Source organism: Planifilum fimeticola (assembly GCF_003001905.1).
In the GTDB taxonomy this organism is placed as follows: domain Bacteria; phylum Bacillota; class Bacilli; order Thermoactinomycetales; family DSM-44946; genus Planifilum; species Planifilum fimeticola.
In genome coordinates, this window is the sequence record NZ_PVNE01000010.1 from 23,008 (window position 1) to 39,888 (window position 16,881).

A 16,881-nucleotide genomic window follows, 5' to 3' on the forward strand; every position below is an offset into this window, starting at 1 on the left:
GTATTGAAGAATCGCCCTGTTGGGCGGAGAATGGAGATGAGAGGGAGCGTTTTTCGATGCGGCGGCGATTTCTCCGCGCGTCTTTTTATCCGGTGAAGGGAGGGTTGGGCCTTGACCGATCGGGTTTCCATCCCCTTGATCGACACCCACGTCCATTTTGACCGCTTTCCCGAGGCTGAAGCGGAGGCGATCATCCGGCACGCCCGGGATGCGGGGGTGTGTCGGGTGTTCGCCGTGGCCATGGGGGAGGCGTCTTGTCATTCGCTTCTCCGATGGAAGGAGCGTTATCCGGACTTTTTGGAGATCGCCTTCGGCGTTCATCCGGAGATGGAGGCCGGTGCGGGAGAGACCGAGCGGGTGTTGCGGCTCATCCGTCGGCATCGCGGGGTGATCCGGGCGGTGGGGGAAGTGGGTCTTCCGCATTATTCTCTGCCGGAGGGAAAGCGCTTGTTTCCGCCGCCTTCCGCGGTCAAGCGGTTGGAGTCTTTTCTCGAGGTCGCCCGGGAACTGGATCTGCCGGTGTCTCTCCACGCCGTCCACGCGATGGCCGCCCCCGCCCTGAGGCTTTTGAAGAAGCACCGGGTGAGACGCGCCGTCTTTCACTGGTTGAAGGCGCCATTTGATGTGGTCGATGCCATCGTGGAGGCTGGGTATCTCGTGTCCGTCACCCCGGACGTGTCGGTTCGGGAGCGGGACCGCGACCTGGTGCGGCGGGTTCCTTTGTCTTCCCTGGTGCTGGAGACGGATGCACCGTGGGAATACGAAAAGGGCCGCCCTTCCGAACCGGCGTGGGTTCGGCGGGTGGCTGAGGAAGTGGCGAGAATCAAAGGGTGTTCCTTGGATGAAGTGGGACGCGTGACGACGAGAAACGCTCTGGCATGGTCGGGGGATTAGCGTGCGGTGCGGAGAAAAGGTCTCTGCATCAGGGCGGTTTGTTCGGAGGAGGGCGGCTTTGCCGCCCTGTTTGCATCACGACGTCCGTTATCTGCGATCCGCGTCTGCCATGATTACGGCACGGAGATCTGGCTCTGGGCCAGGGCGATCAGCCGTTTCACCATCTCGCCGCCCACGGAGCCGTTTGCCCGGGCCGTCGTGTCGGGACCCAGTTCAACCCCGAACTCCTGGGCGACTTCAAATTTCATCCGTTGGAGGGCATCGGCGGCTTCGGGAATGAGCAATCGATTTCTTCTCGGCATGGCTATCATCTCCCTGAAAAAGGGTTTGTGAGCTTTATAGTCTGCAAATTTTGGGGATTTATTCATGAGGAGTGAAAATGAACCATTGGCGGGGGTGGATTTGTTCGCTTCGATCTTCGTCCGCTTTTGATATAATGGATGATCGATATCATCAACGAGCATCGGGAGGGAATCATGAAAAACGTTCTCACCTTTGACGATTCCCAGGCGCGATCCTTTGTCGGGGATCGCGAATTGGAGCAGTTGGAACCCTTTGTCAAGGCGGCCCAGGAGATGCTGCACGAGCGGACCGGAGCGGGAAGCGCCTTTCTCGGATGGGTGGATCTTCCCTTCCATTATGATCGTGAGGAGTTCGCCCGGATTGGGGAGGCGGCCCGACGCATCCGTTCCGATTCAGACGCGCTGGTGGTGATCGGCATCGGCGGTTCCTATTTGGGCGCCCGTTCGGCGCTGGAAATGCTGAACCACAGCTTTTACAACCAACTTCCCAAGGAAAAGCGGAAGGGGCCGGAGATCTATTTTGTCGGCCATCACCTCAGCCCGGTTTACACGGCTCATCTTCTGGAGTTGCTGGAGGAAAAGGAGATCAGCGTCAATGTAATCTCCAAGTCGGGGACGACTACCGAACCGGCGGTCGCCTTCCGGATTGTCAAGGAGATGATGGAGAAGCGTTACGGCAAGGAGGAGGCGCGCCGCCGGATCTACGTCACCACGGATCGCGCCCGGGGCGCCCTCAAGAAGCTGGCGGACGGGGAAGGTTACGAAACGTTCACGGTTCCCGACGATGTGGGCGGGCGCTACTCGGTGTTGACGCCGGTGGGACTGTTGCCCATCGCCGCGGGGGGCGTGGACATCGATGCGGTCATGGCCGGAGCCCGGGACGCCGCCGAAGCTTTCCGGAATCCCGACCTGGCGGAAAATCCGGCGGCCCGGTACGCGGCCCTGCGGAATGCCCTGTACCGCAAGGGAAAAACCGTGGAGCTGTTGGTCACCTACGAGCCCTCGTTTCTCTCCTTTGCCGAGTGGTGGAAGCAGCTTTTCGGCGAGAGCGAGGGGAAGGATCACAAGGGGATTTTTCCCGCTTCGGTCAGCTTCACCACGGACCTGCATTCCATGGGGCAATACATTCAGGAGGGTCTTCGAAACCTGTTTGAAACGGTGATCGCCGTCGACAAACCCCGGACCGACCTGTCCGTGCCTCAGGATCCGGATAATCTCGACGGTCTGAACTATCTGGCGGGAAAGACGATGGATTTTGTGAACAAAAAGGCCTTTGAGGGCACCCTCCTGGCCCACGTGGACGGGGGCGTCCCCAATCTGGTCGTCCGCCTTCCCGAAGTGAGCCCCTACACGTACGGTCAGCTCGTCTATTTCTTTGAAAAGGCATGCGGGATCAGCGGGTACCTGCTGGGGGTCAATCCCTTCGATCAGCCCGGGGTGGAGGCCTACAAGCGGAACATGTTCGCGCTTCTGGGCAAGCCGGGTTTCGAAGCCGAGAGAGAGGCCCTGATCAGGCGGCTTGAAGGTGAAGGCGAGTCTTGATGGCCGCCCTCAGCCGCCGGGTTCATGGAAAATTTCCTGGGGAGATCCGATGTGCGATCTCCCTTTTTCTTGGGCGGAAACGCCGGCGCAACCGTTCGGGCGGACGGGTGGGTGTTGCGGCGGCTTTCCCCCTGGCATCGGGTCTTGCCGGTGGGGGGAAGGTTTCTATCGCAACGCGTCCATCCACCGGGAGATGAAGTTTTTCATCCCCTCCAACTTCTCGTCCGCGGTGGCGGGATCTCGGTCCACGGCGTTCAGATACCATTTCATCTTGGGCTCGGTTCCGGAGGGGCGAACGGCCACCCAGCTTCCGTCGGCCAAAAGGCATTTGATCACTTCGGCGGGAGGGAGTCCGTCGATGCCCCGGGCATAATCCTTGATTTCGGCCACGCCGATGTCTCCGATTTGTTGCGGGGGCGCATGACGGAGCCGATCCAGGATGAGCGCGACGGTTTTCCTTCCCTCGTTCCCGTTCAGCGTGACCGGGAGGACCGACTCCCGGTAGTGTCCGTGCACCCGGTACAGCTCCTCCAGCACCTCCCACAGGGAACGCCCTTCCAGGCGGTGGAACGCGGCCATTTCGCAGGTGAGGGCGGCGGCCTGCACCGCGTCCTTGTCGCGGACGAAAGCGCCGATCAGATAGCCGCAGCTTTCTTCATAGCCGAACAAAAACTCATGGGTGCCGGATCGCTCGTATTCCCCGATCTTTTCTCCGATGTATTTGAAACCCGTCAGCGTTTCGACGGTGGCAACTCCGTAGGAGGCCGCGATGGACCGGCCGAAGTCCGAGGTGACGATGGACTGGATCACCACTCCGTTTTCCGGGAGATCCTCCTTCGCTTTTCGCTGGCTCAAAATGTAGTGGAGGAGGAGGGCGCCGACCTGATTGCCGGTCAGCAGGGACCACCGGCCCGAAGGCTGTTTTACGGCCAGTCCCAGGCGGTCGGCATCGGGATCGGTGGCGACGGCCAGATCGGCGTCGACTTCTTGCGCCCGCTCCAACGCCAGACGGAAGGCCTGCGCCTCTTCCGGATTGGGGGTGGAGACAGTGGGAAAATCGGGATCCGGCACTTCCTGTTCAGCCACCGTGAAAACCCGGGAAAAACCCCATTCCGACAGGGCCCGGCGAACCGGTCCGCTTCCCGTGCCGTGGAGGGGGGTGAAGACGATGCGCAGGGAATCCCCGATCCTTTTTCCCGTTCCGGGATGAAGGGATATCCCGCGGAGGTGCCGGTGATAAGCCTGATCCAGTTCCGTTCCCAGCAGGTGGATCAGCCCGGAAGAGAGGCCGTCTTCCAATGGCATCGCCGGAATGGAAAGCTCATCCCTCACCCGGAGGATTTCTTCCAGGATGAGGCGGGATGTTCGGGGCGGGATCTGGCCGCCGTCGGGGCCGTACACCTTGTAGCCGTTGTATTCCGGTGGATTGTGGCTGGCGGTGATCATGATCCCCCCCGCCGCCTTCAGATGGCGCACGGCAAAGGACAGGACGGGAATGGGGCGCATCTCCCGGAAAAGGCGGACCGGGATGCCGTGGTTGGCGAGCACGCCGGCCGCTTCTTCGGCGAAGGTGCGGGAAAAGCGGCGGGAGTCATAGGCGATGGCGATCCCCTTCCTTCGAGGATTATCCGCGCATTTCAGCAGATAACGGGCGAAACCCTCGGTGGCCCGCCGGATGGTGTACCGGTTCATCCGGTTGGTCCCCGCTCCGATTTTCCCCCTCAGCCCGGCGGTCCCGAAGGTCAGGTGGCCGTCGAACCGGTCGAGGATTTCCTCTTCGTCCGTCAGCGATGCCAGTTCGCTTTTCAATGCGGGATCGAGGTCTTCAAATTCCATCCACCGTCGGTAGTGCTCGTTCATCGGGTGTCCTCCTCCGCTTTTTTTCGCACGCTTTTATCTTACAGCATGTGCCGGAAAGGATGGATCCCTCTGGGGATCCCTTGAGGGGAAAGCGGAAAACTTGGTAAAATGAAGGCATGGAACGAAACGGCATGATCCGAAGCATGACGGGTTACGGAAGAGGTTGCCGGCAGAAGGACGGAATCAGCTACGAAGTGGAGATTCGTTCGGTCAACAACCGGTTTTTGGACATCACGGTCCGCCTTCCCGGCGGATGGGTCTCCCTCGAGGAACGGATCAAGCGGGAGATCCAATCGCTGGTGCGGCGCGGCCGCGTGGATGTGTTCGTCCAGGTCCGGACCGATCAGCTTCCCGGGCGGAATGTGACGATCAATTGGGAGGTCGCCGAGGCTGTGATCCGTGCCGCCCGGGAGATGAAAGAACGCTTCGCCTTGGACGGATCGCTGTCCGTGAGCGATCTTTTTCATGTTCCGGAGGTCGTCGGCGTCGAAGAGGTCCCTCTGGACCCGGAATCCTGCGGCGATCCTCTGCTGGAGGCGGTTCGCCTTGCCTGCATCAATCTGGTTGAGATGCGGAGGAAGGAAGGAAAGGCTCTGGCGGAGGACCTGATCGCCCGAACGGAGGCATTGCGCAAGCGGCTGATCGAGATCCGGGAGCGGGCTCCCAGGGTGGTGGAAGACTATCGGCGGCGCCTGGAAGCCCGTTTGAAAGAGTGGATGGACGGAGTTTCCCTGGATGAAAACCGCTTGATGATGGAAGCGGCCGTCCATGCCGAGAGGTCGGATATCGAGGAAGAGCTCACCCGCTTGGACAGCCATGTGAGCCAGTTCCGTCAACTCCTCTCCAGCGACGAGCCTGTGGGACGCCGCCTCGATTTCCTGTTGCAGGAGATGAACCGGGAGATCAACACGATCGGTTCCAAGGCCAACGACGGATTGATCAGCCTTTGTGTCGTAGATTGCAAGAGCGAGTTGGAAAAAATGAGAGAACAGGTGCAAAACATCGAATGACGCACCCATCCGCCTTCCGGAATTGATTCCTGGGGGGAAAGGGACTACAATATCTACTGAGCAGCGGAGGAATTGCCGGGATGATCGGCTGAAACCGTTTGCCGCCTGCCCCTTATGAACTTTCGGCATGGATCAAAGCGAGGAGGCAAATGCCCTTGAGTATTAAATTGATCAATATCGGATTCGGCAACATCGTGTCTGCCAACCGAATCATTTCCATCGTCAGCCCGGATTCCGCGCCCATCAAGCGGATCATCCAGGAGGCGCGGGAACGCAGCATGTTGATCGATGCTACATACGGGCGCCGCACCCGGGCGGTGATCATCACCGACAGCGACCATGTGATTCTCTCGGCGGTCCAGCCCGAGACCGTCGCCCACCGGTTGGCCAGCAAAGATCAAGGAGAAATGGTTGAATAGGGATGCTCTGTAGAAAGGATGGACCATGGGAATTTTTCAGAGAAATGAAGGACTGTTGATCGTCTTGTCGGGGCCTTCGGGAGCCGGAAAGGGAACGGTGAGCGCCCTTCTGCGGGAGCGCATGCCGGAATTGACCTATTCCGTCTCCGCCACCACCCGCCCGCCGCGGAAGGGGGAGAAGGAAGGGGTCAATTATTTTTTCAAGACCCGTGCCGAATTTGAGCGGATGATCGCCGAAGATCAGCTGCTGGAGTGGGCGGAATACGTCGGAAATTACTACGGAACGCCCCGTCGGCTGGTTGAAGAGCGCTTGTCCGAAGGTAAAGACGTCCTGCTGGAAATCGAGGTGCAGGGCGCCAGGCAGGTGAAAAAGCGGTTTCCTCAGGGGGTGTTCATCTTTTTGATCCCGCCCTCCCTGGAGGAACTGCGCCGGCGGATCGAGCAGCGGGGAACGGAATCGGAAGAGGTTGTCCTCAGTCGCCTCAAGCGGGCCGAGGAGGAGTTGAAAGAGATGAGCCACTACGATTACGTGGTGGTCAATGACCAGGTTGAACGGGCTTGCGAACGGCTTTGTTCCATCATCGCCGCTGAGCATTGCCGCGTCGACCGCTTATTGTCCGGAAAAACCGTAACATGGGGGGAATGACGCCGTGCTGGAGCCATCGATCGACAAACTGGTGGAAAAGGTGGACAGCAAATATTCCTTGGTTGTTCTGGCCGCAAAACGGGCTCGTCAGTTGCTGGATGGGGAGAAGCCGAGAATCGATCCCCGTTCCAACAAATACGTCGGAATCGCACTGGAGGAGATCGCGGCCGATGCGCTGGAGCTGCCCCAGTCGTTCCGGCAATCGGAAAAATGATCTTCTTCCCCGCCTCGGGGGAGGAAATTCGGCAATCCGACGACCGGTCTGGGTTGCTTATTTTTTCATGGGGGGAACGGGATGCGAGGAAAACGGATCGTAGTCGGGGTGACCGGTGGCATCGCCACCTTCAAGGCGGCCGCTTTGGTCAGCCGCCTGTCGCAGCTGGGAGCGGATGTCCGGGTGATCATGACCGAATCGGCGACGCGGTTCGTCACCCCGCTCACCTTTCAAACCCTTTCGCGCAACCGCGTTGCGGTGGACACCTTTGATGAACAGGATCCGTCGGTGGTGTCCCACATCGATTTGGCGGACCACGCGGATCTTTTCGTCATCGCTCCGGCGACGGCCAACATCCTGGCAAAGATGGCTCACGGCCTGGGAGATGAGATGTTATCGACCACGTTGCTTGCGACCCGCGCTCCCGTTTTGGTCGCACCGGCGATGAATGTGAACATGTATCAAAATCCGGTGGTGCAGGAAAACCTGCGGACGTTGAAAGAGCGCGGCGTTTACGTAATTTCCCCCGGCGAGGGCATGCTGGCCTGCGGTTACGAGGGAAAGGGGCGCATGGCCGAACCGGAGGAAATCATCGCCCGGATCGAGGAGATTTTGGGCGCCTCCCTGCCGGATTGGCGGGACAAGCGGGTGTTGGTGACGGCGGGACCCACTCGGGAGCCCTTGGATCCCGTCCGGTTTTTCACCAACCGATCCTCGGGGAAGATGGGATACGCCATCGCGGAGGCGGCTTCCCGCACGGGGGCGGAGGTGGTCCTGATCAGCGGTCCGACGTCCCTTGCGCCGCCTCCGGGCGTCCGGCGGATCAGCGTCGTTCGGGCGGAGGAGATGCTTAAGGCGGTGCTGGAAGAGCTGCCCCGGGCGGACATCATCATCAAAGCCGCGGCGGTGGCCGATTACCGGCCCGTGACGGTGAGCGACCGGAAAATGAAGAAACGGGATGAAACGATCGAGATCCGCATGGAACGGACGCCGGACATCGCCCTGGAGGTCGGAAAGCGCAAGGGAAACCGCTTTTTGGTCGGTTTCGCCGCCGAGACCGACCATGTGGAGGAGAACGCCCGGGAAAAGCTCCGGCGCAAGGGGATGGATCTGATCGTGGCCAACGATGTGACGGCCGAAGGCGCCGGATTTGAAGTGGACACCAACATTGCCGCCGTGTACGATCAGAAGGGGCTGGTGGCCCGGTGGCCGCGGATGTCCAAGGAACGGATGGCGGAACGCTTGATCGCCCTGATCGGGGAGAGGCTGAATGACCGCTGAGAAGTCAATTGCCGCCGTGGTCGTGGATGTCGTCGCCCGGGGAACGGATCGCCCCTTCGATTACCATGTTCCGGAAACCCTTCGGGATGTGATCGAGGTGGGGAGCCGGGTCCGGGTGTCCTTCGGCCACCGGAAAGTGATGGGGTATGTGGTTCGGCTGTCGGGAGAGGCTTCCTACGGCCGGCTGAAGCCGATCCTGGACGTGATGGATCTGGTTCCCCCTCTGACGCCGGAGCTGGTGGATCTGGGCCTGTGGATGGCGGAGACCTGTTTTTGTCATCCCATCACCGCGTTAAACGCCATGGTCCCGGCGGTGTTGAAGGGGCGTTACCGCCGCGTGGTCCGGATACACCCCCGGTTTGCCCCGGGCACCGTGCTCGCTCCGGAAGAGGAAGCCCTGATTGAGCGGCTGCGCCGGGAAGGGGAACGTCCCCTCGAGACGGTTCTCGCCTGGCCCGGCGTGAGCCGGTCCCTCATCCGTCAATTGGTGAGGGAGCGGCGGCTGTTGGTGGAAGAGCGGGTGGGGGACCGGGTGACGCGACGGCGGACGCGCTGGGTGAAACCGGCGGTTTCCGGGCAGGCGCTCCGGCGCGCCCTCGACGCTCTCCCGCCCCGGGCCCTGCGCCAGCGGGAGATCTTGAGCCATTTTCTCGACCGTCCCGAAGCGGTTCCCCTTTCGAGGCTGCTCGCTTCCCTGAAGGCGGGACGATCCTCCGTGGACAGCCTGGTGGAAAAGGGGCTGCTCCAACTGGAGGAGCGCGAGGAGCTGCGGGACCCCTTTGCGGGCCGGTCCTTCGAGCAAACCTCCCCGCCCCCCCTCACGCCGGAACAGGAAAGGGCCTTTCGGGCCATCGTCGGTCCCCTGCGGGAGGGCCGGCATCATCGCATCCTGCTGCACGGCGTGACGGGGAGCGGCAAGACGGAAGTCTACCTGCAGGCGATCGACGAGACCCTGAAACGGGGCCGGCAGGCGATTGTCCTGGTTCCGGAAATCTCCCTCACCCCCCAGATGGTCGCCCGGTTCAAAGGGCGCTTCGGCCCCCGGGTGGCGGTGCTGCACAGCGGGCTTTCCGGCGGGGAACGGTTTGATGAATGGCGCAAGATCCGCTCCGGAGAAGTGCAGGTGGCCATCGGCGCCCGGTCGGCGATCTTTGCTCCCTTTTCCAATCTGGGGCTGATCGTCATCGATGAGGAGCATGAATCCTCCTACAAACAGGAGGAACAGCCCAAGTATCACGCCAGGGAGGTGGCCTTCCGACGGGGGATGGCGCACCGCGCCGTCGTCGTGTTGGGAACGGCCACCCCGGCGGTGGAGACCATCCACCGCGCCGGGCGGGGGGAGCTGGAGCGGGTGGTCCTGTCCCGGCGGGTCCAGGGCCGACCCCTTCCCCGGGTCGACGTGGTGGATATGCGGGAGGAGCTCAGGGAGGGCAACCGCTCGATCTTCAGCCGAATGCTGCAGGAGGCGCTGGAACAATGCGTCTCGCGGGGGGAACAGGCGGTGCTGTTCCTCAACCGGAGGGGCTTCTCCACCTTTGTCCTCTGCCGGGCCTGCGGAAAGGTGCTGGAGTGTTCCCACTGCGACATCTCTCTCACCTTTCACCGGACGAACCGGACGCTTCGGTGCCACTACTGCGGCCACGCCGAGCCGGTGCCGGAAGCCTGTCCCGCTTGCGACAGCACCCACATCCGATATTTCGGAACGGGGACGCAGCGGGTGGAGGAGGAGATCGCCCGTCTCTTCCCGGGCATGCGGGTGATCCGCATGGATGTGGATACCACCAACCGGAAGGGAGCCCATGAGGAGCTGCTGGGCCGTTTTGGCGCGGGGGAAGCGGATGTCCTGCTCGGCACGCAGATGATCGCCAAAGGACTGGATTTTCCCAGGGTGACGTTGGTCGGGGTGATTGCCGCCGACACCATGCTCCATCTGCCCGATTTCCGCGCGGCGGAGCGCACGTTCCAGCTGTTGACCCAAGTGAGCGGACGGGCGGGGCGGCACAACCTTTCCGGGCGGGTGGTGATCCAAACGTACAGTCCGATGCACTATTCCATCGATCTGGCGGCCCGAGCCGACACCGAGTCCTTTTACCGAAAGGAGCTCTTAAGCCGAAAACAGCACCGGTACCCTCCCTTCTGCCGGCTGTTCACCCTCCTGTTCAGCCATCCGGACCGGCAGGCGGTGATGCAGGCCTCCTTCGAGGCGTCCCGGCTCCTGAAACAGACTCTTGCGGGAAGGGCGGAGGTGCTGGGGCCCGTTCCGGCGACCATTCCCCGGATGAAGGATCGGTATCGGCTGCAGGTTTTCATAAAATATACGGATGAAGAAGTGGCGAAAGCGGTGAAGAAGGTCCTTCGACACCTGGAGGAACGGGCGGAGGATCCGGAACTCCGCATCAGTGTGGATCGCGACGGCTGACTTTGACGAAAATTCTCGTGTTCATCATCGTTTGATCCCCCGGCACGGGGGAAAGCAAAGGGGGAGACAAATGGCCATTCGAAGGATTGTCAAATATCCGGATCCGATCTTGCGGGAAAAGGCGCAGCCGGTGAAAAAGTTTCACGCCCGCCTCCACAAGTTGCTGGACGATATGGCGGAAACGATGTATGACGCCAAGGGAGTGGGCTTGGCCGCTCCCCAGGTGGGCATTTTAAAGCGGGTGATCGTCGTCGATCCCGGTGACGGTCTGATCGAGGTGGTCAATCCGGAGCTGGTCGACCTGGAAGGGGAGCAGCTGGCTCCGCCGGAGGGATGCCTCAGCATTCCCGGTCTGCTCGGAGAGGTCCGTCGGGCGAATCGGTTGAAGGTGAAGGGGCAGGACCGTCACGGCGAACCCTTCGAGATGGAGGCCGAAGGCTATCTGGCCCGGATCTTTCAACACGAGGTGGACCACCTGAACGGGATTCTGTTTATCGATCGGGCGGAAAGGGTGTTTCGTCCCGAAGAGGAAGAGGACGGAGAAGAGGAGGATCAGTCGCCGTGACGGAAAATCCGAGGATCGTGTTCATGGGCACGCCGGATTTCTCGGTTCCCTCCCTGGAGGCCCTGATCGATCACGGTTACCGGGTGGTCGGAGTGGTGACGCAGCCGGATCGGCCCCGGGGGCGGAAGCGGGAGCTCACGCCGCCTCCCGTCAAGCGGGCCGCCGAAGGGCGGGGGATTCCCGTTTTTCAGCCGGAGAAATTGCGCGATCCGGAGGCGATTCGCACCGTTCTCGCCATGGAGCCGGATCTGGTGGTGACGGCCGCCTACGGTCAAATCGTTCCCCAGGCGATTCTGGACGGTCCGCGCCATGGCTGCATCAACGTTCACGCGTCCCTGCTCCCGAAATACCGCGGGGGTGCGCCGATTCACAGGGCGGTGATCGACGGGGAGAAAGAGACGGGGATCACCATCATGAAAATGGTGCCCGAGCTGGATGCCGGAGACATTTTGACGCAGAGGGCGATTCCCATCGATGAACGAGACCACGCGGGAAGCCTTCACGACAAGCTGAGCCGGTTGGGGGCGGAATTGCTCATCGAGACCCTCCCGGCCTTCCTGTCCGGCCGGATACAGCCGATCCCCCAGAATGAAGACCTGGCCACCTACGCTCCCAATATCCGGCGGGAGGATGAATGGATCGACTGGAGCCAGCCGGCCCGCAAGGTATACGATCACGTGCGGGGACTTCACCCGTGGCCGGTGGCCAGCACCATCTGGAGGGGGGCGCCCCTCAAAATCTGGTGGGTGGAATGGACGGATGCAGCCAGCGACCGGTCGCCGGGCACGGTGATCGCCGCCGGCCGGGAGGGCATCGAGGTGGCCGCGGGGCAGGGGACCGTCCGCATCACTGAACTGCAGCCCGCCGGAAAGAAGCCGATGAAGGCGGAGGAGTTTCTCCGCGGCCGGCGTATGTCCGTAGGGGAACGGTTGGGTCAGCGATGAACCGGAAGAGAAAAGGTGCCCGTGAGGTCGCACTCGATGTCCTGATCGCCGTCGAGGAGCGGGGAGCCTACAGCAATCTGCTGCTGAACCGCACCCTCGAACGGACTTCCCTTTCCCCCCGGGACCGCCGATTGGCCACCGAGCTGGTTTACGGCACGATACAACGGCTCAACACTCTGGACTGGATTCTCGACCGGTTTGTCAAAAAGGGCGTGCGATCCCTCCAGCCCTGGGTCCGGCAATTGCTCCGGCTGGGCCTTTACCAATTGCACTATCTGGACCGAATACCGCACCGGGCGGCGGTCCATGAGACCGTCAACCTCGCCAAAGGGCGGGGGCACAAGGGGATCGCCGGGCTGGTCAACGGCGTGCTCCGCGCCTATCTCCGGGATGATCGGAACTGGTCCTGGCTGGCCGCGCCGCGGACGGTGGAGGATTGGGCGCTGGCCACTTCCCATCCGGTCTGGATGGTCCGCCGCTTTCAGGAAGTGTTCGGGGAAGAGACGGCGTGGAACATCCTGAGTGCCAACAATGAGCCGCCCCCGCTCTCCCTGCGGGTCAATCCCCTGAAGGCGGACCGGGAACGGTTGCTTCTTGAGATTGCCGAGTCTTCCGGGGGTGAAGCAAGGCCCTCCCTCCTTTCGCCGCAGGGAATCGTGCTCCGCGGGTTCGGCTCGCCCGCGTCTCTCCCGGGATTTCGGGAAGGGATGTTCACGGTGCAGGATGAAAGTTCCATGCTGGTGGCGGAAGCGGTGGCGCCCCGCCCGGGCCAGTTCGGTCTGGATGCGTGTGCCGCACCGGGAGGGAAGACGACCCACCTGGCTGAGAAGATGGGAAATCGCGGCCGAATTGTGGCCTTGGACATCCATCCCCACAAGCTGCGACTGATTGAGGAAAACGCCAGGCGATTGGGGATTTCCATCGTGGAGGCGCGGCAGGCCGACGCCCGGGATTTGACGGGGGCGGTGGAGGAGCCGGCCGATTTCGTGCTCCTGGACGCCCCCTGTTCGGGTTTGGGCGTGATCCGGCGAAAACCGGACATCAAGTGGCGGAAGGAGACCGCGGACATCGACGGAGTGGTCGCCCTCCAGTGGCAGATGCTGATCTCCGTGTCCCGCTGGGTGCGTCCGGGGGGAACGCTGGTGTACAGCACCTGCACGCTGGAGCCGCGGGAAAACGAGGAACAGATCCGCCGCTTCCTCGAAAAGCATCCCGAATTCACCCCCGACGAAGGGCTGAGCGATCTCCTGTCCCCCGCAGTGATCCAAAAGGCTTCCATCGCGCCGGGCATGGTGCGGATCCTTCCCCATCATTTCGGCAGCGACGGTTTTTTCATCGCCCGGCTGGTGAGAAAAAAATAGCGAAAGCCTTACGCTGCGCCCCCGAAAAAACGGGTTGTTCAAATGAGGGAGCGATTGTGCGCCGATCACCCCTGCTCATTGATCCGGGGCGGAAAACCGCGTCTCATCGGAAGCGTTGTGAAACCGCCTCCGATGGAAGGGGGCAGCTTTGTTTTTATTGCGCAACGGCAAAGGCCATCAGTGCCCTCTTTCCCGAAACATTTTTGGAGCTTTGAACACCCCGATTTGCGGGGTGTTCAGATCCTTGACAAATCAGAAGGGAGCGATTTTCCGCCGAGCGACTTTGCCACTGCATGGAGTCGAGGCGGGAAATCGCTTCCGAATCACGGGCCTCGAGGTTTGTCAGCAGTCTCAAACACCCCGATTTCGGGGTGTTTTTGTTTTTGCGCAGAAAATGGGGCAGTGCATTTTTTCCAGTTGTGGGGAGAACCTAAAACCGGAAGGTGATGAAGGGTGAAGCGTTCCTCCCGGTTGATGCGCAGGCGGAAACAACGAAAAGAACAAATGCTTCAGGAGCTCGCCGAGAAGAAGCTCGAGGACAAGTTGGGAGATCGGCAGCTGGTCCCCAGTGTCGATGAGAATGTGCAATTTATCGGGAAGCTGCTGGGAGACGGTTCCGATGTGGTCACCCGTTTTTTCACGATTCAATACACTCCCGACCGCCGGGCGGCGATCATGTACATCGACGGATTGGTGGATGTTTCCCTGATCGATCAGTTTGTTCTTTCTCCCGTGATGACGGAGGCGGAAAAGCTCCGGACGAAGACGGATCTGTGGGAGATGGTGAACGAAAGCCTGATCCAGACCGGGGAGATGAGGATCACCGCCAAGATGAAGGACTTGGTGGAAGGGCTCCTTTCCGGGGATACGATTCTGCTCCTGGACGGAGAGAGCCAGGGGCTGATCATCGGTTCCAAGGGATGGCCCATGCGGAGCGTGGAGGAACCGAAGACGGCCGCCGTCGTCCGCGGCCCCCGGGAGGGCTTTTCCGAAACGATCCGCGTCAACACCGCCCTGATCCGCCGTCGGTTGAGGGATCCCGACCTCCGGATGAAAAGTTTCAAGGTGGGGCGCAGGACCCGCACGGATGTCGTCCTCTGCTATATCGAAGGGGTGTCCGACCCCAAGCTGGTCGAGAAAGTGGAGCGAAGAATCCGGGGGATCGAGTTGGACGGCGTGCTGGAGAGCGGTTATATCGAAGAGATGATACAGGATGACTACTGGACTCCCTTTCCCCTGATCCAGAATACGGAACGCCCCGATTCGGCCGTCAGCCACCTGCTGGAAGGGAAGGTGGTCATCCTCGTCGACGGTACTCCCCACGCGCTGATCGCCCCGGCGGTCTTCGCCCAGTTTTATTACAGCTCGGAGGATTATTACGAGCGCTATATAATCGCCACCTTCCTCCGCTTTCTCCGCTTGCTTTCCCTGATCATCGCCCTGTTGGGGCCGGCTTTCTACATCGCCTTTGTCTCCTTCCACACGGAGATGCTCCCGTCTTCACTGGCCATCGCCATGGCGGCGGGACGGGCGACGGTTCCTTTTCCCTCCATCGTCGAGGCCCTTTTGATGGAGATCAGCGTGGAAATCCTGCGGGAAGCGAGCGTCCGGTTGCCGGGGCCCTTCGGGCCGACGATCGGGATCGTCGGAGCGCTGGTGATCGGGGAGGCGTCGGTGACGGCGGGGCTGGTCAGCCCGCTCATGGTGATCGTGGTCGGGCTCACCACGATCAGCTCCTATGCCAACCCCAGCTACAACGCGGCGATCTCCCTCCGCCTGCTCCGGTTTCCCATCATGATCGTCGCGGCGGGTTTCGGCCTGTACGGAATTGTCCTCAGTATCATGCTTCTGCTGCATCACTTGGTGAAATTGGAGTCCTTCGGGGTTCCGTACATGGCTCCGATGGCGCCCTTGCGCTGGCAGGATGTGAAGGACCTGCTGATTCGGGTCCCCTGGACGATGATGAAAAAGAGGCCATCGATTTTTCGTCCCCGAAACCGGGTGCGGGAAGAGTAAGGAGGTGGTGCCATGGCTTCACACGCGAGCGGAAAATCCTGGCTGCCAAAGGGCTCGATTTCCCCCTATCAGGTCTACGCGCTCATGGTTCACAGCGTCATCGGTGTCGGCGTGCTGCTCTTTCCCCGCTCGATGGCCAAGGAAATGGGCACGGACGGGATTCTGGTGATCCCGCTGGTGGGGATCATAGCCGGAATCATGCTCTTTGTGATCAGCAAATTGGGCAGTCTTTTTCCGGGGATGAGCCTTGCCGCCATCATCGAGGAAGTCCTCGGAATCAGGAGGTATCCCTGGCTTGGGAAAATTTTGGGCGTTGTTTTTCTCGCCATTTTTCTCGTGAACTGGCTGGGAGGCATGGTGGTGGTGACCCGGACCTTCGGACAAGTGCTGGTGACCGCCGTCTTTCAGAGAACGCCGATCGTGGTCGTCATGTTGATGCTGGTCGCCGCCGCCGCCTATGTCAGCTACAGCCGGGTCCAGGTGCTGGCACGGTTCAACGAGTTTCTCCTCCCGCTCATCTATGCCCCGGGGCTCCTGCTGATCGCGGCCCTGATTCAGGCCGGGGAAGTGGAACACCTTCTTCCCCTGTTTCAGGCGGATTGGAAGCAGGTGGTGAAGGGAGCCTCCACGGCTCTGTTTTCTTATACGGGCTTCGAGGTGGCCCTGGTTTTCATGGGCGCCTATCAGGAGCCGAAAAAGGCGTTTCGTTCCTATCTCACGGCCATATTCGTCATCACCTTGTTCGGATACTGGTTTACTTATCTCGTTTGTATGGCCGTCTTCGGAAAGGAGGAGTTGATCCGTCTGGCGTGGCCGGTGCTGGAATTGGTGAAGGCGGTCCACATTCCCGGGATGATTTTCGAACGGCTGGAATCGGCCGTGGTGTCCATCTGGGTGATCGCGGTGTTCACGACACTGACCAATACGATGTTTGCCATTGTCCAGACTTTGCAGGAATTTTTGGGACTGGCGGATCGCCGCCGGAAATGGCTGACCCTCGCCGTCGGCGGGACCATCTACGGCTTGGCCCTGTGGCCCACAAACATTTATGAGATGGGCAAATGGGGGGAATTGATGGGATATTGGTGGTTTTTCAGCATACTGCTGGTTCCGCCGCTATTGTATGTCATCGCCCGCATCCGGAGAAAAAGGGGGGAGGAGGATGAGGCATCTGTCTAGCCTCTTCGCGGAGTTTCCGGTGACGGGGCCTCCCCCGTTTGCCGGGAGGCGGGAAATCGGGGAAGCTCCGCCGGAGCGACGGCGATCCCCTTCCACCCGGGCGGGTGGAAGGGTCCGTACAGATTGTCGCAGCGGGATTTGGCTGATATGGTCCGCAGGAAGAGATTGCCCTTTCGATCGGAGGGATCCTCTACGGGTTGGCTCTGTGGGCTACAAATGCCTATGAGAT

15 protein-coding genes are annotated in these 16,881 nt (G+C 61.0%); 13 read left to right on the forward strand and 2 right to left on the reverse strand.

Annotation, left to right across the window (positions count from 1 at the left end):
- The first annotated feature begins 111 nt into the window (after positions 1-111).
- A complete protein-coding gene (locus CLV97_RS07685; RefSeq protein WP_106344945.1) occupies positions 112-894 on the forward strand; it encodes a TatD family hydrolase in 783 nt (260 codons plus the stop codon).
- Positions 895-1,007: 113 nt separating this feature from the next.
- Here CLV97_RS07685 and CLV97_RS07690 read toward each other — a convergent pair whose 3' ends face one another.
- Positions 1,008-1,196, reverse strand: coding sequence for an alpha/beta-type small acid-soluble spore protein (locus CLV97_RS07690; RefSeq protein ID WP_106344946.1), 189 nt, complete (start codon positions 1,194-1,196; stop codon positions 1,008-1,010).
- Positions 1,197-1,370: 174 nt separating this feature from the next.
- Between CLV97_RS07690 and CLV97_RS07695 the strand changes: the two genes are divergently transcribed.
- Entirely contained in the window at positions 1,371-2,738 is a 1,368-nt protein-coding gene (locus CLV97_RS07695; RefSeq protein WP_106345034.1) for a glucose-6-phosphate isomerase, read from the forward strand.
- Between the two features lie 165 nt (positions 2,739-2,903).
- On the opposite strand, the gene CLV97_RS07700 is transcribed toward CLV97_RS07695, so the two are convergent.
- Positions 2,904-4,598: a phospho-sugar mutase gene (locus CLV97_RS07700; RefSeq protein ID WP_106344947.1), complete on the reverse strand. Its 1,695-nt coding sequence runs from the start codon at positions 4,596-4,598 to the stop codon at positions 2,904-2,906.
- Positions 4,599-4,714: 116 nt separating this feature from the next.
- On the opposite strand from CLV97_RS07700, the gene CLV97_RS07705 reads away from it, so the two are divergent.
- The 11 genes from CLV97_RS07705 (at position 4,715) to CLV97_RS07760 (ending at position 16,652) form a co-directional block, all read left to right on the forward strand.
- Positions 4,715-5,608: a YicC/YloC family endoribonuclease gene (locus CLV97_RS07705; RefSeq protein WP_106344948.1), complete on the forward strand. Its 894-nt coding sequence runs from the start codon at positions 4,715-4,717 to the stop codon at positions 5,606-5,608.
- 155 nt (positions 5,609-5,763) lie between these two features.
- A complete protein-coding gene (gene remA / locus CLV97_RS07710; protein WP_106345035.1) occupies positions 5,764-6,027 on the forward strand; it encodes an extracellular matrix/biofilm regulator RemA in 264 nt (87 codons plus the stop codon).
- Positions 6,028-6,052: 25 nt separating this feature from the next.
- Positions 6,053-6,673, forward strand: a complete 621-nt coding sequence (gene gmk / locus CLV97_RS07715) for a guanylate kinase (protein ID WP_106344949.1) — start codon at positions 6,053-6,055, stop codon at positions 6,671-6,673.
- A 4-nt stretch (positions 6,674-6,677) separates the two neighbouring features.
- Positions 6,678-6,887 carry a DNA-directed RNA polymerase subunit omega gene (rpoZ, locus tag CLV97_RS07720; RefSeq protein ID WP_106344950.1) on the forward strand — a complete coding sequence of 70 codons (210 nt, stop codon included), beginning with the start codon at positions 6,678-6,680 and terminating at the stop codon, positions 6,885-6,887.
- 81 nt (positions 6,888-6,968) lie between these two features.
- The gene (gene coaBC, locus CLV97_RS07725; protein ID WP_106344951.1) at positions 6,969-8,168 is read left to right on the forward strand and encodes a bifunctional phosphopantothenoylcysteine decarboxylase/phosphopantothenate--cysteine ligase CoaBC; all 1,200 of its coding nucleotides are present in this window, start codon (positions 6,969-6,971) and stop codon (positions 8,166-8,168) included.
- A complete protein-coding gene (gene priA, locus CLV97_RS07730; protein WP_106344952.1) occupies positions 8,158-10,587 on the forward strand; it encodes a primosomal protein N' in 2,430 nt (809 codons plus the stop codon). Before coaBC ends, priA begins: the two co-directional genes overlap by 11 nt.
- 70 nt (positions 10,588-10,657) lie before the next feature.
- Complete coding sequence (gene def / locus CLV97_RS07735) at positions 10,658-11,152, forward strand: peptide deformylase (protein WP_106344953.1); 495 nt, start codon at positions 10,658-10,660, stop codon at positions 11,150-11,152.
- A gap of 23 nt (positions 11,153-11,175) precedes the next feature.
- Positions 11,176-12,096 carry a methionyl-tRNA formyltransferase gene (gene fmt / locus CLV97_RS07740; RefSeq protein ID WP_106345036.1) on the forward strand — a complete coding sequence of 307 codons (921 nt, stop codon included), beginning with the start codon at positions 11,176-11,178 and terminating at the stop codon, positions 12,094-12,096.
- Positions 12,093-13,457: a 16S rRNA (cytosine(967)-C(5))-methyltransferase RsmB gene (gene rsmB / locus CLV97_RS07745; RefSeq protein ID WP_106344954.1), complete on the forward strand. Its 1,365-nt coding sequence runs from the start codon at positions 12,093-12,095 to the stop codon at positions 13,455-13,457. The genes fmt and rsmB overlap by 4 nt, the downstream gene beginning before the upstream one ends.
- A 453-nt stretch (positions 13,458-13,910) precedes the next feature.
- The gene (locus tag CLV97_RS07755) at positions 13,911-15,473 is read left to right on the forward strand and encodes a spore germination protein (RefSeq protein ID WP_245891430.1); all 1,563 of its coding nucleotides are present in this window, start codon (positions 13,911-13,913) and stop codon (positions 15,471-15,473) included.
- 12 nt (positions 15,474-15,485) lie between these two features.
- Positions 15,486-16,652, forward strand: a complete 1,167-nt coding sequence (locus CLV97_RS07760) for a GerAB/ArcD/ProY family transporter (protein WP_106344956.1) — start codon at positions 15,486-15,488, stop codon at positions 16,650-16,652.
- Positions 16,653-16,881 lie beyond the last annotated feature (229 nt).